Annotated in this window: 20 protein-coding genes; 7 read left to right on the forward strand and 13 right to left on the reverse strand. The window is 74.8% G+C overall.

Annotated features, from left to right (window positions below):
* The gene (gene fxsT, locus LV78_RS13260) at positions 1 to 4428 is read left to right on the forward strand and encodes an FxSxx-COOH system tetratricopeptide repeat protein (RefSeq protein WP_253845508.1); all 4428 of its coding nucleotides are present in this window, start codon (positions 1 to 3) and stop codon (positions 4426 to 4428) included.
* A gap of 101 nt (positions 4429 to 4529) precedes the next feature.
* Here fxsT and LV78_RS13265 read toward each other — a convergent pair whose 3' ends face one another.
* Entirely contained in the window at positions 4530 to 6287 is a 1758-nt protein-coding gene (locus LV78_RS13265) for an HEXXH motif domain-containing protein (RefSeq protein ID WP_253845510.1), read from the reverse strand.
* A complete protein-coding gene (locus tag LV78_RS13270) occupies positions 6284 to 6442 on the reverse strand; it encodes an FxSxx-COOH-like cyclophane-containing RiPP peptide (RefSeq protein ID WP_157767766.1) in 159 nt (52 codons plus the stop codon). The genes LV78_RS13265 and LV78_RS13270 overlap by 4 nt, the downstream gene beginning before the upstream one ends.
* Positions 6443 to 6788: 346 nt before the next feature.
* On the opposite strand from LV78_RS13270, the gene LV78_RS13275 reads away from it, so the two are divergent.
* The 3 genes from LV78_RS13275 (at position 6789) to LV78_RS13285 (ending at position 9359) form a co-directional block, all read left to right on the forward strand.
* A complete protein-coding gene (locus LV78_RS13275) occupies positions 6789 to 7739 on the forward strand; it encodes an effector-associated domain 2-containing protein (protein WP_253845512.1) in 951 nt (316 codons plus the stop codon).
* A gap of 48 nt (positions 7740 to 7787) precedes the next feature.
* A complete protein-coding gene (locus tag LV78_RS13280; protein WP_253845513.1) occupies positions 7788 to 8816 on the forward strand; it encodes an AAA family ATPase in 1029 nt (342 codons plus the stop codon).
* 174 nt (positions 8817 to 8990) lie between these two features.
* Positions 8991 to 9359 carry a peptidoglycan-binding domain-containing protein gene (locus LV78_RS13285; protein WP_253845515.1) on the forward strand — a complete coding sequence of 123 codons (369 nt, stop codon included), beginning with the start codon at positions 8991 to 8993 and terminating at the stop codon, positions 9357 to 9359.
* 50 nt (positions 9360 to 9409) lie between these two features.
* On the opposite strand, the gene LV78_RS13290 is transcribed toward LV78_RS13285, so the two are convergent.
* Positions 9410 to 10054 (reverse strand): hypothetical protein, encoded by a 645-nt coding sequence (locus tag LV78_RS13290; protein ID WP_253845517.1) that lies wholly within the window; start codon positions 10052 to 10054, stop codon positions 9410 to 9412.
* Between the two features lie 106 nt (positions 10055 to 10160).
* Between LV78_RS13290 and LV78_RS13295 the strand changes: the two genes are divergently transcribed.
* Positions 10161 to 10955, forward strand: coding sequence for a MerR family transcriptional regulator (locus tag LV78_RS13295; RefSeq protein WP_253845519.1), 795 nt, complete (start codon positions 10161 to 10163; stop codon positions 10953 to 10955).
* Between the two features lie 30 nt (positions 10956 to 10985).
* Here LV78_RS13295 and LV78_RS13300 read toward each other — a convergent pair whose 3' ends face one another.
* Both LV78_RS13300 and LV78_RS13305 read right to left on the reverse strand, forming a co-directional pair.
* Entirely contained in the window at positions 10986 to 12596 is a 1611-nt protein-coding gene (locus LV78_RS13300) for a SulP family inorganic anion transporter (protein ID WP_253845522.1), read from the reverse strand.
* Positions 12593 to 12928 carry an ArsR/SmtB family transcription factor gene (locus LV78_RS13305; protein WP_015802969.1) on the reverse strand — a complete coding sequence of 112 codons (336 nt, stop codon included), beginning with the start codon at positions 12926 to 12928 and terminating at the stop codon, positions 12593 to 12595. Before LV78_RS13305 ends, LV78_RS13300 begins: the two co-directional genes overlap by 4 nt.
* 169 nt (positions 12929 to 13097) lie before the next feature.
* Between LV78_RS13305 and LV78_RS13310 the strand changes: the two genes are divergently transcribed.
* Positions 13098 to 13928: an ROK family protein gene (locus LV78_RS13310; protein ID WP_253845524.1), complete on the forward strand. Its 831-nt coding sequence runs from the start codon at positions 13098 to 13100 to the stop codon at positions 13926 to 13928.
* Between the two features lie 55 nt (positions 13929 to 13983).
* Here LV78_RS13310 and LV78_RS13315 read toward each other — a convergent pair whose 3' ends face one another.
* Positions 13984 to 15861: a glycoside hydrolase family 5 protein gene (locus LV78_RS13315; RefSeq protein ID WP_253845526.1), complete on the reverse strand. Its 1878-nt coding sequence runs from the start codon at positions 15859 to 15861 to the stop codon at positions 13984 to 13986.
* Between the two features lie 397 nt (positions 15862 to 16258).
* Between LV78_RS13315 and LV78_RS13320 the strand changes: the two genes are divergently transcribed.
* Positions 16259 to 17020, forward strand: a complete 762-nt coding sequence (locus LV78_RS13320) for a hypothetical protein (RefSeq protein WP_253845528.1) — start codon at positions 16259 to 16261, stop codon at positions 17018 to 17020.
* A 159-nt stretch (positions 17021 to 17179) separates the two neighbouring features.
* Here the strand turns inward: LV78_RS13320 and LV78_RS13325 are convergent, their stop codons facing one another.
* From LV78_RS13325 to LV78_RS13355, 7 genes are all read right to left on the reverse strand, one after another.
* A complete protein-coding gene (locus LV78_RS13325; protein ID WP_253845530.1) occupies positions 17180 to 18073 on the reverse strand; it encodes a hypothetical protein in 894 nt (297 codons plus the stop codon).
* Entirely contained in the window at positions 18070 to 18402 is a 333-nt protein-coding gene (locus LV78_RS13330) for a type VII secretion target (RefSeq protein ID WP_253845532.1), read from the reverse strand. The genes LV78_RS13325 and LV78_RS13330 overlap by 4 nt, the downstream gene beginning before the upstream one ends.
* A 6-nt stretch (positions 18403 to 18408) precedes the next feature.
* A complete protein-coding gene (locus LV78_RS13335) occupies positions 18409 to 18960 on the reverse strand; it encodes a YbaB/EbfC family nucleoid-associated protein (RefSeq protein WP_253845533.1) in 552 nt (183 codons plus the stop codon).
* 29 nt (positions 18961 to 18989) lie between these two features.
* Positions 18990 to 19484: a DUF6346 domain-containing protein gene (locus LV78_RS13340; RefSeq protein WP_253845534.1), complete on the reverse strand. Its 495-nt coding sequence runs from the start codon at positions 19482 to 19484 to the stop codon at positions 18990 to 18992.
* A gap of 234 nt (positions 19485 to 19718) precedes the next feature.
* Positions 19719 to 20345, reverse strand: coding sequence for an NAD(P)-dependent oxidoreductase (locus tag LV78_RS13345; RefSeq protein WP_253845537.1), 627 nt, complete (start codon positions 20343 to 20345; stop codon positions 19719 to 19721).
* Positions 20342 to 21121 (reverse strand): inositol monophosphatase family protein, encoded by a 780-nt coding sequence (locus tag LV78_RS13350; protein ID WP_253845538.1) that lies wholly within the window; start codon positions 21119 to 21121, stop codon positions 20342 to 20344. The genes LV78_RS13345 and LV78_RS13350 overlap by 4 nt, the downstream gene beginning before the upstream one ends.
* A gap of 110 nt (positions 21122 to 21231) precedes the next feature.
* Positions 21232 to 22134 (reverse strand): LysR family transcriptional regulator, encoded by a 903-nt coding sequence (locus tag LV78_RS13355; RefSeq protein WP_253845540.1) that lies wholly within the window; start codon positions 22132 to 22134, stop codon positions 21232 to 21234.
* Positions 22135 to 22208: the final 74 nt, after the last annotated feature.

Below are 22208 nucleotides of genomic sequence, written 5' to 3' on the forward strand. Positions count from 1 at the left end.
ATGAGCGGGCTCGACGAGGACGACCCGAGGGGAGTTGCCTTCGTGCAGCACCTCGACCCCCTCGACGAGGGCGGTCCGGTGTTCGACGCCGCCGGGCTGACCGCCGTCGAGGTCCGCGACGTGCTGTGGCTCGCCGCGGTCGTGGCCGGTCCCGACCGCGAGCCGACCTCGTCCGACGATCGAGGACCGGCGCAGGACGAGGACCCGGTGGGCGACCCGCCCGTGCGGCACGACCGGGAGGAGGACCCCGGAGAGGACAGCGGGCCGAGCGCGGACGAGGAGCAGGAGCAGGAGCAGAGCAGCGGCCCGCCGAGCACCGGCCTGGGGCCCTCGCCACCCGCCGGTCGCACCGGGCGGAGGTGGGGCGTCGGTGGTTCCGAGACCGCGCTCCTGCTGGACGCGGCGTCACCCTCCCCGGACGCCCCGCTGTCCGAGGGCGGTTGGCCCACCGTCCAGGGCCTCCCAGACCGGCGGCGCATCAGCCGGGTGCTCCGCCGCCTCGACCGCGACACCCGCTCCCCCGACCACGACGTGCTCGACGAGGAGGCCACCGCCGTCCGGGCCGCCGAGGCCGGGCTGTGGGCTCCCCGGTGGCTGTCCGAGCCGCGCCGCCACTTCGAGGTCCTCCTCGTGGTGGACACCTCGCTCGCCACCGGCCTGTGGACCGAGCTGGTCCGCGAGTTCCGCGCGCTGCTGGAGCGGCAGGGCGTCTTCCGGGACGTGCGCGTCTACTGGTTCGACAGCGAGGACACCGACCACCGCAGCCGCTCCCTGCGCAGCGAGGGCGGCGTACCGCACGGCTGGTGGCACCTGGTCGGCGGGGCCACCCCGAGGATCGTGCTCGTGCTCACCGAGGCCACCGGCAAGGCGTGGCGCACGGGCGTCGCGGCGCACCTGCTCAACCGGTGGGGCAGGAGGCTCCCGGTCGCGGTGGTCAACGTGCTCCCGCAGCGCATGTGGCCGTGGGGCGGGCTGGCGGTGCGGCGGATGAGGTTGTCCGCCCCGCACTCGGGCGCGGCCAACCGGTGGCTGAGGGGCGCGGGCGAGCAGCCACCGGGGGACGGGGTCCTCGTGCCCGTGCTCGGACTGGCCGCGCCGTGGTTCTCCGGCTGGGCCCGGCTGCTGACCGCGCGGGGGCACCAGGAACCGGTGGAGACCACCGCGGTGCTCGTCCACCCCCAGACCGACGAGCAGCCCTCCGCCCAGGACGAGCACCAGGGCGCCGAGCGGGACGAGTCCACCCCGGCGCAGCGGGTGCGCCGGTTCCGCACCTACGCCTCGGCGGACGGCTTCCAGCTGGCCGGGCTGCTCGCCGCCACCCCGCTGAGCCCCACCCTGATGAAGCTCGTCCAGCGGGTCATGCTCCCCGGCTCGGACATGTCAGCGATGGCCGAGGTCGCCCTGGGCGGCCTGCTGACCCGTCGCGCACGCGCCGACCAGGGGCGCGACACCATCGCCTACGACTTCGCCGAGGGCGTGCGGCCCGAGCTGCTCGCCACCTGCCGCCGCTCCGACACGGCCCGCGTCGCCCGCGTGCTCGCGGAGCGTGCGGGCGGGCGCTTCCCCACGCTGCTCACCCTCGGCAGGGCGATCGACGCCCCCGACACCGCCGAACTGCCCCCGGTCACGGAGGAGACCCTGCCCTACGTCCGGGTCCAGGCCGCCGTCCTCACCGCGCTCAGCGGGCGCTACGCCAAGCACGCGACCAGGCTGACCAGGTCCCTCGTGGAGCAGGGATTCCACCCCGCCGAAGCGATCCCACCACCGCACCCCGCCGAGGATGCGCCATCCCCACTGGAGCCGACCGTGAGCACAGCCCACCACCCGCAGGAGCGGAGCGCAGGCGCCGCGATCGCCTCCCCCGACCACGTGCGCGCGGACGACGCGCGCACCGGGTGGGAGCCGGGGGAGCCGTCCACGCGCGACAGCGGCCAGCCCCAGGTGTGGGGGCAGGTCCCCCTGGCTCCCCCCAACTTCGTCGGACGCGCCTACCTGCTGGAGAAGCTGCGCGCCCGGCTCACCGAGAGCGGCCCGACCGCCGTGCTCCCCGAGGCGCTGCACGGCATGGGCGGCGTCGGCAAGTCCTACACGGTGATCGAGTACATCCACCGGCACGCCGGGGAGTACGACCTGGTCTGGTGGATCTCCGCCGAGCACGTCGCCCAGATCAACTCCGCCTTCGTGGAGCTGGCCAAGCGGCTCGGCGTCCCCAGGGCGGAGACGGCGGACGCGGCCGTGCCCGCCGTGCGCGAGGCGTTGCGCAGGGGCGAGCCGTTCGGGCGCTGGATGCTGGTGTTCGACAACGCCGACCGGCCGCAGGACGTCAAGCCGTTCTTCCCCTCCTCCGGCGGCCACATCATCGTCACCTCCCGCAACTCCGAGTGGGCGATGGCCGCGCGCGCGGTCGAGGTCGACCTGTTCACCCGCGCGGAGAGCGTCGAGCTGCTCAAGCGCCGGGGCGGCGCGCTGGCGGACGACGAGGCCGACGCGCTCGCCGAGGCGCTGGGCGACCTGCCCCTCGCGGTGGACCAGGCCGCGGCGTGGCGGGCGCAGACCGGCATGCAGGTCTCCGAGTACCTGGAACTGCTGCGGCAGAACCGGACCGAGCTGCTGGAGGCGGGCACCTCCAGCGAGGACCAGCTGCCGGTGGCCGCCGCGTGGAACGTGCCCCTGAAGCGGCTGAGCGAGTCCCACCCCGCCGCGCTGCAGCTGCTCCAGCTGTGCGCCTTCTTCGGCCCGGAGCCGATCTCGCAGCGGTTGTTCCGGGGCGTCCACGAGATACCGGTGCCCCCGGCCCTCAGTGAGGCGCTGCGCGACTCCATCAAGTTCAGCAGGGCGGTGCGCGAGATCAGCCGCTACAGCCTCGCCAAGCTGGACCACCGCAACAACACCCTCCAGCTGCACCGGTTGGTGCAGACCGTGCTCAAGGACCGCCTCGACGAGGCCGACCGCGAGCAGTTCCGCCAAGCGGTGCACGAGCTGCTCGCCAAGGGCGACCCGATCGACCCCGACATCGTCGAGAACTGGCCCCGCTACGCGGAACTGCTGCCGCACGCGCTCATGTCGCAGGCGCTGGAGAGCGACTCCCGGCTGGTGCGGGTGTTCGTGCTGAACCTCGTGCAGTACCTGATCAACAGCGGTGACTGGACCGGAGCCCGCGACCTCGCGAGCCGGGCCGTCGCGGTGTGGGACGCCGACCTCGGCCCGCGCGACGACGAGCAGGGCCTGCACGCGCTGGAGATGTCCAGGCGCCTGGCCGTCGCGATCCGCAGGCTCGGCGCCGCGGACGAGGCGGTGGAGCTGAACAAGCAGACCCTGGAGCGCTTCCGCGCCACGATCGGCGAGGACCACGAGCTGTTCCTGCGGATGCTCGACACCGTCGCCGCCGACCGGCGCTCGCAGGGCCGCTACACCGAGGAGCGCGAGCTCCAGCAGCAGGTGTGCGACCGGGCCGTGGCGCTGCTGGGCGAGGACGACCCGGAAACCCTGGTCTACGTGCACAACCTGGCCAGCTGCCACCGGCTGATGGGCGACTACGGGCGCGCCCGCGCGCTCGACGAGGACAACCTGCGCCGCCGCGTCAGCACGCTCGGCCCCAAGCACATCCTGACCTTCGGGTCCCGCAACGCCGTGTCCATGGACCTGCGCGAGTGCGGCTACTTCGTGCAGGCGGCGGAGATCCAGCAGAAGACCCTCGGCTACATGAACGAGCTGTTCGGCCCCGACCACCCGGCGACCATCGGCGCCAACCGCAACCTCTCGGTGGCGCTGCGTAAGGCCGGACGGCACGAGCGCGCCAAGGAGCTGGCCGACGAGTGCCTCGAGCGCTACCGGCGCAAGCTCGGCGACGACCACCTGGACACGATGACCGCGCTGATGAACACGTCCACCGACCTGCGCCACCTCGGCGACCTGGAGGCGTCGGAGGAGGCGGCGCTGCGCTCCTACCGCGCGTGCCGCGACCTGATCAGCGGCCCCGACCACCCCTACACGCTGATCGCGGCGCTGAACCTGGGGGTGACCTACCGGCTGCTCGGCAAGCTGGACGAGGCGCTGGACACCAACCGCAGGACCCACGACGCGCTCCTGCGGGTCTTCGACGCCGACCACCCGACGACGCTGGTGGCCGTGACCAACCTGGCGAGCGACCTCGCCGAGTCGGGCCAGGTCGAGCTCGCGCGGGAGCACGACACCGACACCCTGGCCCGCTCGACCAGGGTTCTCGGCCCCGAGCACCCGTCCACGCTGGCCGTCGCGCTGAACCTGGCCATCGACCTGGCGGCGCTGGGGGAGGAGTCGCAGGCCGCGGTGCTGCACGGCAGGACGGTCTCCTCGTTCCGCAGGGTGCTGGGTGACGACCACCCGGCGACGTCCTCGGCGGCGCAGTACGTCCGGGCCAACTGCGACACGGACACGATGCAGTTCTGACGGCGCTGTTCCGACGGCGCGGTTCCGACGGTGCTGTTCCGGCGGTGCGCGTTCCCGCTGCGCGGCTCCGGCGGTGCGGTGGGCGCTGCCTCCGCCGACGCTCAGCGCTCCCGCCGGTCGAGCCAGCGCGCCAGTTCGACCGGGCCGGGAACCCCGCCCCGCCGTCCCCCGAGCGCGCGGCGCACGGCCGCGACCACCTCGGGGCGCTCCCGCAGCGCGGGGGAGTCGAGCGCCGCCCCGAGCCCGCCCCACGCCTCGACGTCCCCGTCCTCCCGCTCGATCCGCCGCGCGTACCCCGCGACCGCGGTACCGACGTCCCCCAGGCACAGCGCGGAATCCGGGTCGCCCGGTGTGCCCGCCGCGATCCGCGCGAAGCCGTCCGGGTCGACCTCGCGCAGCTTCAGCAGCACCGGCAGCCGCGCGGTCGCGGGCGCTGCGGCGGGGACCACCCGGCTGCGGACCGCGCCGGGCGGCGCCGAGGCACCCGCGCGCCACGCGTCGGCCAGCGCGGCCACCGCGTCCCCGGAGGGGCGGACGTGTCGCAGCCGCCACCGGACGCCGTGCGCGGTCCCCGTCAGCCGCACCGCCTCTCGCGTCCACTCACCGACGTCGACGGGACCGCGCACCGCCAGCCGCGCGGACGCCGAGGCCACCAGCAGGCGCCCCGGTCCGGTCAGCGAGGCGGCGCCGCGCAACCGCGCCACGGCCCGCCCCACCTGGTCCGCGCGCAGCGCCAGGCTGTAGTCGGCGAGCCCGCGGAGCGACGGCGGCACGAGATCGCGCTCGACCCGCCAGAACTCGACCACGGCGGTGAACGCGTAGATCCCGTGCAGCATCCCCAGCAGCGGCCTCGGGTCCTCGCGCCACGGCGCGCAGTACCCCACCCCGTCCGGCCGCCCCAGCTCGACCAGGGGCAGCAGCGCGTTCACCTTCGAGTGCTGCGCCTCGTGCACCAGCGCCTCGGCCAGTTCGAGCGCGGACTCCTTCGGGGACATGGCCACGCACCCGAACGCGTCCGCCGACGACGCGGCGAACACCGGTCTCGCCCGCTCCAGCGGCACGATGCTCGACAGCACCGAGGACAGCTCCTCCGCCGCACCGGGGTGGTGCCGGGTCAGCAGCTTCCACGCCTCGTCCAGGTGCTTGGCCCACTCCAGGCGGCGGGCCGGGTCCAGCGGCCGGGCGGGTGTCGGGGCGCCGAACTCGCGGTAGGGGTCGCTGTCGTCCAGCACCACCTCGACCGCCAGGCCCCGGCCGGACAACCGGTGCCGCTTCACCGGTTCCACGACGAGCGGTTCCCGCCCGCCCGCGACGGTCACCGACGCCCCGTCGGCGTCCAGCGCGAACCGGGCGTGCCCCACCGGGAGCGCCGTGCGCACCGGGAAGGTCCCGACGGCAGGCAGCGTGACGGCGCCGTGCAACACCGGCACCGGCAGCGAGCAGGGCAACCCCGTGCGCACGGCGGCCGAGGCGGCGAGGGCGTGGAACCCGCCCACCTGGGACCACAGCGGCGTGGGGTCGTCCCGCGCGCCGAGCACCTGCCGCAGCGCCCGGCCCAACCACACCCCGACGGTCGGGTGCATCAGCACGTCCGCGACCACGTCGGCCGACCGCAGCTCGGCGTCCGCCAGCACGGCCCACGCGGCCCCGACGTCGGTGAACGGCCCGAGCCCGCCCGGCAGCGCCGCGACCGCGTCGGCGAAGGCCAGCAGCTTCAACCTGCGGGTGCTGTGCTCGGCCTCGCGCAGCAGGGCGACCTCCCGCCGGGTCGCCGCACCCGAGCAGATCCGCTCGAAGGCCCGCAGCGGCAGCCGGTGCCGCGACGGTCCCACCCCGCGCGGACCGCCGCCAGCGGTCAACGCTGCTCTTGGACGCGGTCGTCGCCCTCGCGCAGGGCCTGCTCGCAGATCCGCCGCAGCGCCTCGACGATCTCGGGCGTGCGCAGGCTCCTCAGCGTCGACAGGGGGAGCGCGGAGACGTCGGGCAACCTGGACGGCAGAGCGTCCCGTTCCACCACTGCGACCACCTCCTCGTGAGCGGTCCCGGTGCGACCATCATGCCCGACCCCGACCGGGGTCCGAATCGGCCAGGTGGGCTGGTGCGCCCCGCGCGCGCGGGCGGAGAACCCGGCCACGACGTGCTGCTCCCGACTGAACGGCCCATCGGGGGCACGGTGTTCCGCCGATCGTCCGCCGGGAGTCCGCGCGGTGCTCCCCGCACCCGCCCAGCGGACGGGGTTTCCCGCGCAGACCGCAATTCTGCGTATTCGGCGACCGCGTCGGTGGCCGATCATCCGGACAGGTACCTGTCCGGCCGCTCCCGGCGGGCGGCGGGCGGGAACGTCGATCGGGGTGGTGTCCTTGCTGTCGCCGAGTCTCCCGCTGCACCACGGCATCGTCATGCTCGACGTCGAGGGCTACGGCTCCGGCGAGCGCACCGACGAGCACCGCGCATCCGTCCACAACGGACTGAACCGCGCCGTCAGGAGGGCCTTCTCCGCGACGGGCGCGGACTGGACGGCGTGCACCTACCAGGACGGCGGGGACGGCGGTCTGCTGCTGGTGCCAGCCTCGGTTCCCAAGCTCCTGCTGCTGGGCCCGATGCTGGCCTCCCTGGCCGCGGAGGTCGCCAGGCACAACGCGGTGTCCTCGCCCGCGGCGACCATCCGGCTCCGGTGCTGCCTGCACGCGGGCGAGGTGCGCTCGGTGGAGCACGGGATCGTCGGCGGCGGGGTGGTGCACGCCAGCAGGCTCCTCGCGTCCGAACCGCTGCGCGCGGCGCGGCGCGGCTCCGACTCCCCGGTCGTGCTGATCGTCTCCGACCTGTTCTACCAGGACGTGGTGCGGCACGACCCGGCCGAGGAGCCCGACCGGTACCGGCGCGTCGACGTGGCGGTCAAGGAGCTGCGGGCCCCGGCGTGGATCAGGGACGGTGCGGCGCCTGCCCCGATCGACCCGACCGACCTGCCCGACCCGACCTGTGGTGGCGGGGCCGGGCGGGCACCCGCCGCGCCGGTGATCCGGTTCACCGAGGTGGTCGACGCGCTGCTGGCCGTGCCCAGCGTGCACGACGAGGCGAGCAGGCGGTTCGTGCTGGACGTGCTGTCCGCCCGGATCAGGGACGCGGTGCCGCACCACCCGCGCACCCGGTTCCACGTGCACGCCCTCGTGCGCACCTGCGCGGGCTACGAGGGAGGGCTGGCCGAGCTGCTGGCGGCGGTGCGCGAGCTGGAGGGCGACTCCGAGGCGGTTCGCCGCGCCGAGGTGGTGGTGAGGTCTTGGACGGACGCGCAGGGGCGCGCGGGGAGTTAGCCCGGCGCGCGCGGACCACGCCCCACCACACGGGGGAAGGGGAGCGGGATGGCCGCTGTCGGTGACTCGTGGAAGCTGTACCGGGGCAGCGCGGGGCGGGCGGAGGGGCCGCCCGAGCACTGGCCGCCGCCGCCACCGTGGCGCCGCTTCACGGGAACGGGCACGGCCCCCAGGCCTGCGGACGACGGGGGCGAGGCCGACCGCAGGGTGGGGGCCGCTCCCGCCGCGGGGCGCACCCCGCACCGGGGCGAGGTGGAGATGGTCAACGCGGCCATCCACCTGCGGCGCCCCCTGCTGGTCACCGGCCCGCCCGGCACCGGGAAGTCCTCGCTGGCCCACCTCGTCGCCCGCGAGCTGGGGCTCGGCCCGGTCCTGCGCTGGCCGGTCACCAGCCGCACGCGCCTCGGGCACGGCCTGTACGCCTACGACGCGATCGGCCGTCTCCAGGCGGTGCGGGCGCGCCCCGACGAGGAGGCGGACCCGGTGGACATCGGCGGCTACGTCCACCTCGGGCCGCTGGGCACCGCGCTGCTGCCGCACGACGTGCCCAGGGTGCTGCTGATCGACGAGCTGGACAAGGCCGACATCGACCTGCCCAACGACCTGCTCGACGTCTTCGAGGAAGGCGCTTACCAGATCCCGGAGCTGGTCCGGATCGCGAAGATCGCCCCGCTGGTCCACGTGCTCAGCGCCGACCGCCAGCTCGTCCCCGTCGAGGAGGGCGGCGTCCGCTGCCGCGAGTTCCCGCTGGTGGTCATCACCAGCAACGGCGAGCGCGAGTTCCCCGCCGCGTTCCTGCGCCGCTGCCTGCGCCTGCGCATCGAGCACCCCGGCCCCGAGCAGCTCGGCCAGATGGTCGCGGCGCACTTCGGCGCGAACGCGGAGGTCGACGTGGCCCGCCTGGTCGGCAGGTTCCTCGACCGCAGCAGGGAGGTCGGCGGCCTGGCCTCGGACCAGCTCCTCAACGCCGTCCACCTGGCCACCCGGCTGGTCACCTCGGGCGACCTGGAACCGGACGGGACGTGGGAGGAGCTGCTCAGGGCGATCTGGCACTCGTTGTCGGACGAGGAGGGGTGAGGCGGGTGTCGGGGCTGCTTCAGCGCTGGTCGCGGCTACCCCCGCAGGCTCACCCCGCACCCGCTCCGACCTGCGGGTTGTGCGCTCCCGGTGCGCCTGCGGTGCCCCCGCCGGGCACGGTTGCCCCGAACCCGCCGCCACCGGGGCGGCGGGTCGGAACCGAGGGGGAACCCCGTGGGACTCACCAAGCTGGCCGCCGCGCTGACCCTGGCCACCGCCGCGCTGCTCGGCGGCGCCGGCGCGGCCACCGCCGCCACCGCGTCCGCACCGGCCGCCCAGCCCGCCGCCGTCCAGGCCGCCAGGAGCTGCGGCTACTACTCCGGCACCGCCACCTTCCGCCTCGGCTCGACGGGCAGCGGCGTGCGCGAGATCCAGTGCCTGGTCAACCTCATGGTCGGCGGCAAGAAGCTGGACGTCGACGGCATCTTCGGCGCCAACACCGACTCCGTCATCCGGTCCATCCAGCGCTGCGCCGGCCTCGCCGCCGACGGCATCGTCGGCCCGAAGACCTGGCAGGCGCTGCGTTCGACCAAGACCTGCTGACAGACGGTGCGGGCCGGGCCCCCAGCCCGGCCCGCACCACCCACCCCCACCTACCCGACCGAGTCCAGCAACCAGTGGTGCCGCAACCGCAGCGCCCGTTCCGTGCTGGCCGCCGCCGTGACCAGGGTGAGCGCGGTGTTCCCCCACCACGGCAGCGCCACCGGCGAGGTGAACACCCCGAACCGCTCGGCCACCGGCGGCACCCGCGTCAGCGCCTCCAGCAGCTGCGGGACCAGCAGCAGCACCGGCACGACCAGCAGCGCCACCACCCCGATCCCGATCCACCGGCTCGCCACCGGGTGCTCGCGCCCGAACCGGGCCCGCCGCCCCTCGCCCGAGTCCGGGTCCGGCACGAGCTGCCGCTCCCCGCCCCCGTCCGGCAGGTAGTGGCACCGCTTCAGCCCGAACGCCGACGCCTGCACCTCCACCACCCCGCCCGGCACCGGGAAGACGGCGGGCACCGAGGACTCGGCGTGGTGCGCCCCGTTCCGGTACAGGTGCGCGACCGGCCGCCCGTCCTCGGTGGTGAGCTGCTTCCAGTGCAGCACCTCCACCGTCCACACCGCGCCGTCCCCCGGCTCCAGGGACAGCAGCGACCGGGACAGCGTCTGCCACCGGCGAAAGGGCTTGAGCACTCGTCCGTGACCGGGCCTGACCCGCTTCAACGCGTTCCGCCGCCGCAGTTCCGCGAACACCTTCGGCCTCCCTCGTGGGTTCCGTCCGCCTCCCAGTGGAAACCCTGCCCTCGGGGCACGGTCAAACCCTTGACCCTGCCCCAGGGGCACGGTGTCCACTGGAGCGGTGACGGAGGGCAAGCGCATGACGTGGAGCACCCGGCAGCTCGCGGAACTGGCCGGGACCACGGTGAAGGCCGTCCGGCACTACCACGCGACCGGCCTGCTGGACCTCCCCGACCGGGCGGCCAACGGCTACAAGCAGTACAAGATCCCCCACCTGGTCCGGCTGCTCCAGATCAAGCGCCTGAGCGACCTCGGCGTCCCGCTGGCGCAGATCGCGGTGATGGGGAAGGCGGACGAGGAGTCCGAGGAGGCCATCCGCGCGCTGGACGCGGAGCTGGCGGCGTCCGTCGAGCGGATCAACCGCGTCCGGGCGGAGCTGGCGCTGGCCCTGCGCCACCGCGCGCCCGCGCACGTCCCGCCCGCGCTGGCCCCGTTCTCCCGGCAGCTGACCGAGTCGAAGCGGTCCATGCTCACCGTCCTGGCCTCGGTGTTCGACAAGCAGGCGATCGAGGGCTTCGGCACGCTGGACGCGAACCCGGACCCGGCGGAGGTCGACTTCGACGCGCTGCCGCCGGACGCGGACGAGGCGGCCATCGAGGAGATCGCCCGGCGGCTCGTCCCGGTGGCCCGCAGGACCCAGGAGGACCACCCGTGGACCAAGGACCCCACGGCCGGGTCGCCGCTGGACCCCGAGCTGACGCAGAGCGCGATCGCTGAGGTGGTGCTGCAGATGTACCACCCGGCGCAGCTGGCCGCGCTGCGGCGGTTGCGCGAGCTGATGCTGGAGCAGGGCCTGGTGCGGGACGAGCCGGAAACCCCGCCGGACAGCGAGAAGCCCCGCGAGGCCGACCGGTGAGACCGGCGTCGCGGGGCGTGGTCCGGGCGCTCAGGTGGGCAGCAGACCCTGCTCGCCCAACAACTCCCGCGCGTGCGCGATCGCCTCGGGCGTGCTGTCGAACACCGGCGCCCCCAACGTGTCCAGCGCCCGCCTGTGCTCCTCCCGCACCCCGGACACCAGCACCGTCACCCCGCGCACCTCCAGCCGCCGCACCGCGTCCCGCAGCACCGCGACCCCGGTCGCGTCGACCCCGGACAGGTGCGACATCCGCAGCACCACCACGGCCATCGGCGACACCTCGCTCAGCTCCAGCAGGAACCGGTGCGCGGCGTGGAACAGCAGCGGCCCGTCCAGCCGGTACGCCACGATGTGCTGCGCCAGCAGCGCCTGCTCCTCCGCGCTGTGGTCACCGGGCTCCAGCGGCACCTCGCTCAGCCGGGCGCTCCTGGACACCGCGCGCAGCGCGAACACCCCGGCCAGCACCAGCCCCACGATCACCGCCGTGACCAGGTCCAGCGCCAGCGTCGCCACCGCCGTCAGCGCGAGCACCACCGCGTCCGGCCTGCTCGCGCGGGCCATCGCCCGCACCGCGCCGACCTCGACCATCCGCACCGCCGTCGCCAGCAGCACGCCCGCCAGCACGGCGAGCGGCACCTGCGACACCAGCGGGGCCGCCGCGAACACGATCAGCAGCAGCACCGCGGCGTGGGTCAGCGCGGCCAGCCGGGACGTCGCGCCGGAGCGCACGTTCACCGCCGTGCGGGCGATCGCCGCCGTCGCGGGCACCCCGCCGAACATCGGCGCCACCAGGTTCGCCACGCCCTGCCCGAACAGCTCGCGGTCCGGGTCGTGCCGCTGGTTGACGCTCATCCCGTCGGCCACCGCCGCCGACAGCAGGCTCTCCAGCGCGGCCAGCGCGGCGACCGCCACCGCCGAGGGCAGCAGCGCCCACAGGGTGCTCGGGTCGAGGAACCCCAGCGACGGCACGGGGAGCGTCGAGGGCAGCGCGCCGATCCGCGCCACGTCCAGCCCGGCCCAGTTCGCCACGAGCGTGGCCAGCACCAGCGCGGGCAGCGAGAACGGCACCGCCTGCCGCCACCGCGCGCCCAGCAGCATCACCGCCGCGACCCCGAGCGCCAGCCCCACGGCCGCCCAGTTCGGCGCGGCGGCGAACTCCGCCACGGCCGCACCGGCGGCCAGCGCCACGTTCTCCACGTCGGGCGCGGGCACGCCCAGCGCGGCGGGCACCTGCTGGAGGCCGATCACCGCCGCGATCCCGATCGTGAACCCCTCCACCACGGGAGCGGGCACGTACTTCATGTACTGGCCCGCGCGCAGCACCGCGAGCGCGATCAGCAGCACGCCCGCCATCAGACCCACGGCCAGCACCCCGTCGGCCCCGTGCGCGGCCACGATGGGCACCAGCACGACGGTCATGGCCCCGGTGGGCCCGGAGACCTGGAGGCTGGACCCGCCGAACACGGCGGCCAGCGCCCCCGCGACCACGGCGGTCACCAGCCCGGCCGTGGCGCCCAGCCCGGACGCCACGCCGAAGCCCAGCGCCAGCGGCAGCGCCACCACGGCCACCGTCACCCCGGCGAGCAGGTCCCGCCGGGTCGCGCCCGCCCAATCGGCCTTGGCGGGCAAGAACGTCGTCACTCTTCTCCCTCTTCCCTGAGCAGTGCCAGCAGTTCGTCCTTGTTGGTGATCAGCCCGGCGAGCACCCGGCGCGCGGCGCGCAGCAGCTCGGCGACGTCGGGACTGGTGAGCTCGTAGACGACGGTCGTGCCGTCGCGGTTGGCGGCCACGATGCCGGACCGGCGCAGCACAGCGAGCTGCGCGGACAGGCTGGAGGCCTCGCCGCCGACGTCGGCCAGGAGGTCGCGGACGGGCAGCGGGCCGTCCTGGAGCAGTTCGAGGACCCGGATGCGGACCGGGTGGCCGAGCATCCGGAAGAACTCGGCCTTGGCCTGGTGCAGGGGCATGGTCACGGGGGAGCTCCGGGTGGTTCAAGAGTTGCGGATTTCTTCAACTGTACAACATTACAGTTAGTGAAGTTTGCGGGTTCGCAGGTCACGGGCTGTTCACTCGAAAGTGGCGACCGCGCGCACGCCCCGGCGCGGGACGATCGGGCGCACGGGAGAGCGAGGGAGGAGCGCGGTGGACGGGTGGCACGTGCGGGGCGCGGCGGTGGGGATCGAGGTCCGGGTGGGCGAGGTGGTCGTCTCGGTCCGGCGGCACGACGAGGAGCACGTGGTCGACGGCATCGGCAGCCCCGGCGTCAGCCACCGGGGCAAGGCCTGGATCGAGATCGTCGACGGCCAGCTCGGTGAAGTGGGCATGACCGCGAGCGACGTGCGCTCGATCGGGCTGTGCGTCCAGGAGGCGGCCGATCCGCTCCGGGGTCGTGCGTGGGAGGAGGCGCTGGCGGAGCGCTTTCCCCACGTGCCGGTCGTGCGCGGCGACGCGGACGGGTTCGCCGCCTACGGCGAGCACGTGCACGGCGCGGGCGGGGGCGCCCGGGTGCTGCTGTCCGCCCACGTCTCGACCGGGTTCGGCGCGGGGCTGGTCGTCGGCGGCACGATCTTCCGCTCCGGGGCCCTCGAAGCGCTGGGGAGCGGGCCGCTGGGCCGTCCCCGGCTCGTCGAGCGGGTCCACGAGCGCTACCGGGGTCTGCGGGCGGACCTGCCCGCCAGACCGGTGGAGGTCGTCTGGCGGGCCAAGGAGCACGACCCGGCGTGCGTCCAGGTCCTGCACGAGGTCGGCCGGGCCCTCGGCGCGGAGCTGGCGCGCGTGCGCGCGGTGGTCGACCCCGACGTGATCGTGCTGGGCGGCGACCTGTCCTTCGCACCCGACGCGCTGGTGCGCGGCCCGGTGCGGGAGGAGCTGGAGCGCGCCGCGTCCCCCGGCGACCGGCCGGTCGTGGTGCGCAAGTCCCGGCTCGCCGACCTCGCGGGCGCGCGCGGCGCGCTGGCGTTCGCCGCCTCCTGACCGGAAGCGCCCACCGGACCGAGTCCGGTGGGCGCCCGTGGTCACGTCCGATCGATCACCGAGGCGTCGAAGCCCGGCAGTACAACGCGTCCGGCCCCTTGTCCGAGAAGATCCGCCCCGTCCAGGCGATCCCCGCCACGTGCTCGTTCTCCGCGCACTGCCCCTTGTACCTGCTCGGCGCGAACTCCCCGCCGGGGTTCCCGGCCGGCCTGCTGTCCCCCCGGTCGAACCACACCGTCCGCCCCGTCCCGCCCAGCGCCGCCCCCGACCGGGCGCACAGCGCCGCCGAGAACGCGCCGCCCCGCACCGAGTAGCCCGCGACGTAGTGGTCCGCCGGGCACTGCACCTTCGTGTACCCGCTCGCCCAGTCCTGCGTCACGTTCTCCTCCCCCCGCACCACCACGAACCCGCCCGGCGCGCCCGCGACCCCGGTGCACAGCGCCCGCGCGCCCGCCTCCGCGAGCCCGACCAGCCGCTGCCCGTCCGCGCACACCCCCTTGCGCGCCCCGGAATCCCAGTCGCCCAACCCCCGCGCCGCCCGCGACGCCGACAGGTCCGCGTGCTCCAGGCCCAGCATCGACCACCGCGCCCCCACCGGCACCACCCCGGTCCGCCCGGACGCCCCGACCAACCTGCGCCACGCCGCGCCCCGCCAGTCCGCGTCCACCGACGTCCGCCGACCGTCCCGGTCCAGGTTCAGCAGCGACCAGTTGTTCCCCGACTCGCCGTTGCCCACCACCGGCCAGTACGCGAAGTCCGCGTCCGCCTCCACCAGCAGGTCCACGAACCGCTCGAACCAGTCCCGCGTGTTCGCCGCGCTGTCCCGCCCGACCCCGAACTCGCTGATCCACACCGGCGCGGTGAAGTGCTGACCGGTCTCGGCCGACACGTACAGCGCCTGCCGCCGCACCACGTCCTTCAGCTCCTGCGGCGACAGGTCCTGGTACCTCGGGTCGGTCGTCTCGCCGATCCCGGTCGCCCCGGAGTGGTTCGGCCCGGTGTAGCCGTAGAAGTGCGCCGAGTACACCAGCTTGTCCGACTCCACCAGCGCGTGCGACAGCGTCCGCACCGGCTCCAGCGTCGGCCTCCCGTGCGGGAACCCGTCGACCGGCAGCCCGGTCCAGTTGATCCCCTCCACGATCACCAGCAGGTCCGGGTTGGCCTCGGTCAGGATGCGGTTCGCCACCTGCTGGCTCGCGCGGTGCCAGTCGTGGTCGTTGCCCCGGCCCCAGTTCGGGTCGTCGGTGATGTTCCGCCGGACCTCGTTGTACAGGTCCGCGCCCACCACCCGCTTGTTCGACGCGTACCGCCGCGCCATGAACAGCCAGTCCTCCTGCCACTGCGCCTCGGTGCGCGCGGTGTTCCACCGCTCGTTCCCGTCGACGCCGCAGCACCACCGGGACGTCCCCGTGTGGTTGTTCAGGATCACCGCGAACCCGCGCGCGGTCAGCCGCTCGACCACCCGGTCGTACACGCCCAGCGGGGTCAGGCCGCGCAGGGCGGGGTTCGCGGGCAGGTCAGGCACGGGCGCGGTGTCGCGCACCATCTCGTTGGAGAACGGCAGGCGCACGCTGTTGAGCCCGAGCTCGGCGAACCCGTCGATGACGCTCTCCAGCGGCGCCCGGTCAAGGCCCAGCGGCGTCTGGTGGGCGATCTCCCCGGCGTGGTGGTTCGCCGGGTCGGACTTGGAACCGGAGCCCGTCCAGGTGCCGCTGGCGCCGTGCCAGTTGCCGGACTTGAGCTTGAACCGGTTGCCGTCCGCGTCCACGACGTACCGGCCCCGCGTGCTCAGCGGGGCCTTCCAGTCGGCGAGCGCGGACGTGGCGGCCCGGGAGTCGGCGGGGGAGTCGGCTGGGGCCGCGACGGCGGGCAGGGCGCCCGTGAAGGTCGACGCGGTCAGCAGGGCGATGAGTGCGATAGGTCCAGACCTCACGGTCGGACCGTAGCGCCGCGTGATCGGTCGTGGACAGGGCGCGGCCGGGATTGGTCCGGACAAGAACCGGCCGTCACCTCTCGGACGGCCCAGGCGCGTCTCACACCGGACAAGCGGAACTGGCCGGTCGGGGGACAGCGCTGGGTCAGGAGTGGAGATCAACACCCGCATGAATGACTCACAGGTGCTTTTTGGTAGCAGGATTGGTCCGTTAGGAGTTCAGACCTCCCCTGCTGAGAAGGGGTCATGCATACTCCCTTCGGGTGATCGAGGTCCCCCGATCGCGTCGTCGCGATGCGAGTTCGACGCAGCTTGGGGAACGTCGGCCCCAGTGCACCGCACACCGGGCGCACCGCCCAACCGGCTCCAGCGAACCAACCGAGAAAAGGGACGCCCAGTGGCCCTCCACGAGCAGACCGCGGACACCGCTGTCTACGAAGCCGCCCTCCAGCGCCGAGGGGTCGACCCCACCAGGATGCACGAGCTGAAGGCGATCGCCCTGTCCACCCCGGAGGGCGCCCAGCGGCTCAAGACCGCGCTCAGCGTCCAGGCCGTGGGCGCCGAGGTCCTGGTCGCGCGGAGCCGCAAGATGCTCTTCGACCTGAGCGTGCCCGTGCAGGTCGGCGTCTCGGTCTGCAACACCACCGACAGCACGATCACCTGCCGCATCGGCGGGCGCGCGGTCGTGGAGACCACCACCAGCTTCCACATCCCGACCTGGGGCGAGAAGACCTTCTACGACGTGCTCGCCTCCGCCACCGCCGCCGCCTACGGGCAGGCGTGGCGCCAGGAGGAGGTGTTCGAGGACTACGTGGACGTGCCGATCGAGCCGGGCCGCGCCTGCTGGCTGGAGCGCGAGACGGTCATGCGCACCAGCATCGGCGCGGACTTCATCGTGGCCACCCCGCCGCTGCGCCCGTTCCGCCTGGTCGGCGACTACACCGGCCCCGGCACGGCGGGCGGGCTCACCGACCGGGTGACCGTGCGCACCCGCGTGCTCGACCAGGCCATGCAGGCCGCCATCCGCGAGGCCGCCGCCGTGGGCACGCCCGGCGTGCGCGGCCTGCCGGACGGCAGCGTCGAGCTGTTCGAGGGCCTGGCCACCCTGCTGGACGGCGAGCCCCCGACGACCCTGGGCGTGCTGGACAACCGGCGCTGACCACCGCGCCCCCGTTCGGTCGGGGAGAGCGGGGCGCGGGGTCCGGGAAGACGGCCCTGGACGAGCGGAAGGCCGGGCGCGGCGGGTGGGAACCCGCAGCGCCCGGCCTTCGGCGTGCGTGCGGGCGCGCACCGACCGGTGCGCGCCCGCCCGCGAGCGTCACGGACGCGAGGCGTAGGTCTGGTCGTCCACGTTCGACCCGTACACCGCCGCGTTCTTCGGCACCTGCACCACCAGGTTCTCCGCGATCGTGGTCGCCGCCGCCGTCGGGACCTTCTTGGGCATGGACTTGGCCAGCGCCGCGCTGACCTTGTCCAGCACCTTCAGGAACTGGTCCACCAGCTTGGACAGCTTCCGGATCGTCGAGACGATCCGGTCCACCCACTCCCGGATCTTGTTGGCCCACTTCACCACGACCCGGATGCCGTCCGCGACGATCGCGGGCGTGGCCAGCCCGATCGTGAGCGCCGCCGCCGCGGCGGCCCTGATCAGCCACTGCACCAGCTCGCTCATGCCCATCGCGATCAGGTCCCGCACCGTCGTGCGCACCACCGCGACCGCCGCCGCAGCGCCGGTCAGCGCCGCGCCGACCCCGCTCGCCGCGAGCGACGCGCCCTGGATGGCGTCGGCCTGGAGCATCGCCACCGGCCGGTAGGCGCTCACCGCCGGTCCGGTCCACGGCTCGGTGTCGGCCTGCACGACCCGCCGCATCTCCTCCGCCGCCTTGGCCAGGTGGTCGGAGACGTTGCCCCAGGTGCCCGCGTTCTGGTTGACCACGGCGGGGTTGCCCGCCAGCGCGTCGAGCATCTCCTTGAGCGGCGAGGTGTGCTCGATGAACCAGGCGAACGCGGAGGACAGCAGCGCGCCGAACGGGTCCGCGACGAACCCGAGCGCGTCGATCCCGGCCGCGCCCGCGTTGATGCCTGCTTCCAGCCAGTCGCCGCGCTGCACGGCGAGCACCGCGTCGGCGGCCGGTTCCAGGACCGCCGCGCCGGTGATGCCGTCGAAGCCGTCGTCCGACGCGGGAGCCGCGATGAGCGGGTTGTCGTTCATCGGACCCCGTCCAGTGCCTTGTCGATGATGTCCATGCCCTTGATGACCGCAGCCTCGACCGCGTCGTAGGTGTCCGCCATGCCGGTGATGCCCTCGGCGGTGGCGTGCACGACGGTGCGCGCGGTGCTGATCGCGGTGTGCCCCATGGCCTCCACCGAGCCCATCAGCGGCAGCAGCAGCGGGCTGCACAGGATGCCGTAGGCGGTCGTCCCGCTGATCGTGGCCTGCGTCGCCGCGTCCTTGGCCACGTCGATCTGGTCGACCACGCCCCCCAACCTGCCCGCGTGCTCCCGCATCTCGCCGGTGTGGACGCCGAACCCGTCAACCACCGCTGATCACCAGCCCTTCCGGTCGCTCGCCCAGTCGCGGTTGCCGAAGTCCTCGTCGTCGTCCGGTCGCGCGGCGCGGCGGGGGGCCGCGCCGGGCGCCGGGGTCGTGCCCTGCTGCGCCGGTCCGGCGCCCTGCGGCGCTCCGGGGAACGCGCCCGGCGCCGGGGGCGGCGGGGGAGGCGGCGGACCGGGGTGGGGCGGCTGCTGGCCCGACGGCGGTTCCGGCGGCGGCTCGGGGAACTTCTCCTTGAGCCCGCCGACGATCGCCTCCGTCGCGGTGGAGTCGCCCAGGATCGGGGTGACCGCCTCCTGCATCCGCGCGGCGAGCTGCGACTGCGCGGCGCGCATGGTGGACATGATCTCCGCCGACAGCTCGGGGGCCCGCTTGCGCAGCGCCGCCTCGCCCAGGTCGAGCGCGGTGACGTTGCCGCCGCTGTCGACCGTGACGGTCACCGCGCCGTCGGGGGAGCGCCTGGTCACGCTCAGCTCGCGCGCCACCTGCGTGAGCTGGTCAGCCTGCCGGAGGCTGTTCTGGATCTGCTGGTCCCACCCGCGCATCAGCGCTTCGGGATCACCAGTGGCCGGATTCAAGCGCCACCCCTGCCCTTCTCGTCGTCCTTGCCGATTCGCGACGCCGCTCCGAGGAGGACCAGCAGGAGGAGGGCGCCACCGCCGAGCGCGCCGAAGACCGACCCGAGGCCGAGCAGCAGGCTCGGCTCGAAGTCGGCCCGGTAGACCCGCTCGACGTCGCCGCCGCCCTTCGGCCTGGTCTCCAGCCGCCGCACGACCGCGAGGTCCCGGCCTTCGTCGGCCGGGGTGAACTGGCCCGAGGGGGTCTGCTCGACCCGCGAGGTCGTGCCGTCGTCCCAGCTGGCCTCCGCCGCGCAGGACCACCTGGTCCCGAAGCCGGGCCCGCCCACCTCGCGGCACTGCCCGATCGTGGCCGTGCCCCGGCCCGCGACGTCGGCCAGCGCGGCCTGCGGCTGCCAGCGCGCCATCCCGTCGAGGCCCAGCACGCCCAGCACCGCCCACGCCGACAGCCCCGTCAGCGCGGCGATGACCAGCGCGAGCCTGCGCACCACGTCGTGGACCTTCCCCCTCGTCCGGCTCTCCCCGGCTTACGACGCGGAGTGTCGCCCATCCGGTTCCGCCGTTTGCCCGTTTTGTGCTCGCGGGTCCACGAAAGGGTGAGGTGGGGTGAGGCGGGTCGCCCAGCGTGTGAAGATCACCTGAAGATCGGGGCGGAACACGTTGCGCCGGGCGCGGTCACCTGCTCGTTCGTGCACGGGCGTGCTCGGCAGTGCCTGCGCGGTGGCTCAGCCCGCCGCGATCGCTACCGCTCCGGCGTGCCGGGGCCGCTCGGCCTCGGCCAGCAGCAGCGCGGCCACCGCCGAGCGCCGGATCGGGCGGGGCAGGCGCCGGGAGCCGAGCGGCAGCAGGCGGGCGCCGGTGGGGTCCTGCGGGGCGCCCCCGGTCGCGGTCGGACCGGTCAGCGGTCCCGCGTGGACGACCGTCCCGCCCGCCGCGAGGACCAGCGCGTCGGCCGCGACCTTGTCGGCGATCTCGTCCGCGCCGAGCGCCAGGCGCAGCAGCGCGGCGGTGGCGGCGTTCGCGGACGGTCCGGAGCCGTGCGCGCCCAGCCACACCAGGCGCGGCGGTCCGGCGGCGACCACCGACGCCGCGCCCGCCGCCAGCACGCCCGGAGCGGACCCCGGCGGGTTGCCCAGCGCCGAGACGACCGCGTCGCACCCGGCCAGCGCGGTCGCGACCGCGTCCCGGTCCCGCACGTCCACCGCCACCGCCCGCAGCGCCCCGTGCTCGGGCAGGCCGCGCGGGGTGCGGCTGAGCGCGGTCACCGACCAGCCGCGCCGCAGGGCGCGCGCCACCACGTGCCCGCCGACGCCCCCGGTCGCGCCCAGCACGACCAGCCGCAGGCCGCTCACAGCGCGGCCAGCACGGCGACGGCCTGCGCGTGCACGCCCGGCGCGGCGGCCAGGAAGTCGCCGCTCGCCGCGGTCCACGCCTCACCCCGCAGGTCGCTGACCACCCCGCCCGCCTCGGCGACCAGCAGCGCCCCCGGCAGCAGTCCCGAGCGGACCGCGCCGTGCTGCCAGAACACGTCCGAGCGCCCGTCGGCCACGTGCAGCAGCCGCAGCGTCGGCGGCACGCTCACCCCGAGCACCCCGGACGCGGCCATCATCGCGGTCGCCGACCGGCCGATCAGCCGCCACGTCCCCTCGGTCTCCCTCGGGCTGGCCTGCCCGGTGCCCACGAGCGCGCCGCGCAGCTCCGCCTTGACCGACGCGCGCAGCCGCTCCCCGTTCCGCAGCGCCCCGCCGCCCGCCGTCGCGGTGTAGGTCAGGTCCGCCAGCGGCAGGTGCACGGCGGTGAGCACCGGCAGGTCGTCCTCGACGAGGGTCGCCGTGACGCCCCAGTCGGGCAGCCCGTGCACGTGGTTGATCGCACCCTCCACCGGGTCGACCACCCACCACCGGCCGCTCGGCAACCCGCCCTCGGCCAGCTCGTCCTCCACCCAGCCCGCGTCCGGGACGGCGGCTTCGAGCCTCGGGCGCAGCTGCGCGAGGGAGACCCGGTCGGCGGCGGCGATGGCGGCTTCGACGTCGGCCCGGTCGACCAGGTCGTGGCTCGTGCGGTACCGCCGGGCCAGCGCGGCGCCTGCGGCCCGGACGGCGTCGACGGTTTCGGCGAGCGTGCTCATCTTGTTGTCCTCCAAGGGTTTTCCCGCGCTCCCGGCGGTGCCGCCGGTGCTGTCGACCACGCTAGGAGGACCCGATCATTAACTCAAATGCATCTTTTTCAATCGAGCATTTACTCCGGTGCAATCAACGCGCGCAGCCGCTCCAGGCACAGCTCCCGCAGCCAGCGGTGCGCCGGGTCGCCGTCGTGGCGGCGGTGCCAGGTCAGGTGCAGGGTGATCTCCGGCGCGTCCAGCGGCAGCGGGCGGCGGGCCAGCCCGTGCTCGCGGGCGAGCGGCCCGGCCACCGAGGACGGCACCGTCGCGACCGCCCCGCAGCGCAGGGCCAGCCGCAGCGCGGCGACCCCGGTCGGCGCGGCGGCCACCACCGTCCGCGCGAGCCCCAGTTCGGCCAGCAGCGCGTCGACCCGGTCGGTGAGCGCGCCGCGCCGCGACACCACCACGTGCTCGGCGGCGGCGTACCGCTCGGCGGTCAGCGCGCCCCGCGCGAGCGGGTGGTCCTGGGCCAGCACGACCACCGGCAGGTCCCGCCCCACCGGCTCGTGGTGCGCGTCGGGGGTGGGCGCGGGACCGGCGCTGGTGCCGAGGTCGACGTCCGCCAGCGCCTCCCGACCGTCCGAAGCGGACTCCCCGAGGAACCGCAACCGCACCCCCGGCGCCCGCTCGCGCACCGCCGCGAGCACCTCGGGCCCGGCCAGCTCGGTCACCGAGTCGTGCCACCGCAGCAGGAACACCCGCTCCAGCGCCGGGAGGTCGACGGCCCGACGCGGCGAGAGCACCTCCTGCGCCTCCCGCACCAACCGCCGCACCTCCCCGCGCACCTCGGTGGCGTAGGGCGTGGGGACCATGGAACGCCCGCTGCGCACCAGGATCTCGTCCCCGGTGGCCCGCCGGATGCGCGCGAGCGCCCGGCTGACGGCGGGCGCGGTGAGGTGCAACCGCCGCGCGGCGCCGGTGACGCTGCCCTCGTCGAGGAGGGCTTCGAGGGCGCGCAGGAGGTTCAGGTCCAGGGACACGGGGCGCACTGTACGGAGTCGGGTGGTGGTCGCCGCGGCGCTCGGGACGGCGTGGTGATTCCACCTATTCCTTC

The sequence above is a fragment of the Actinosynnema pretiosum genome, assembly GCF_024171695.1.
GTDB classification, from domain to species: Bacteria; Actinomycetota; Actinomycetes; order Mycobacteriales; family Pseudonocardiaceae; genus Actinosynnema; species Actinosynnema pretiosum.

What these genes read in the sequence shown, in the direction of transcription:
- fxsT (WP_253845508.1), top strand. Translation starts at nt 1, where the DNA reads ATGAGCGGGCTCGACGAGGACGACCCGAGGGGAGTTGCCTTCGTGCAG.
- LV78_RS13350 (WP_253845538.1), bottom strand. Translation starts at nt 21,121, where the DNA reads ATGAGCACGCTCGCCGAAACCGTCGACGCCGTCCGGGCCGCAGGCGCC.
- LV78_RS13335 (WP_253845533.1), bottom strand. Translation starts at nt 18,960, where the DNA reads ATGCGCGGGTGGGACCAGCAGATCCAGAACAGCCTCCGGCAGGCTGAC.
- LV78_RS13325 (WP_253845530.1), bottom strand. Translation starts at nt 18,073, where the DNA reads ATGAACGACAACCCGCTCATCGCGGCTCCCGCGTCGGACGACGGCTTC.
- LV78_RS13280 (WP_253845513.1), top strand. Translation starts at nt 7,788, where the DNA reads ATGGCCGCTGTCGGTGACTCGTGGAAGCTGTACCGGGGCAGCGCGGGG.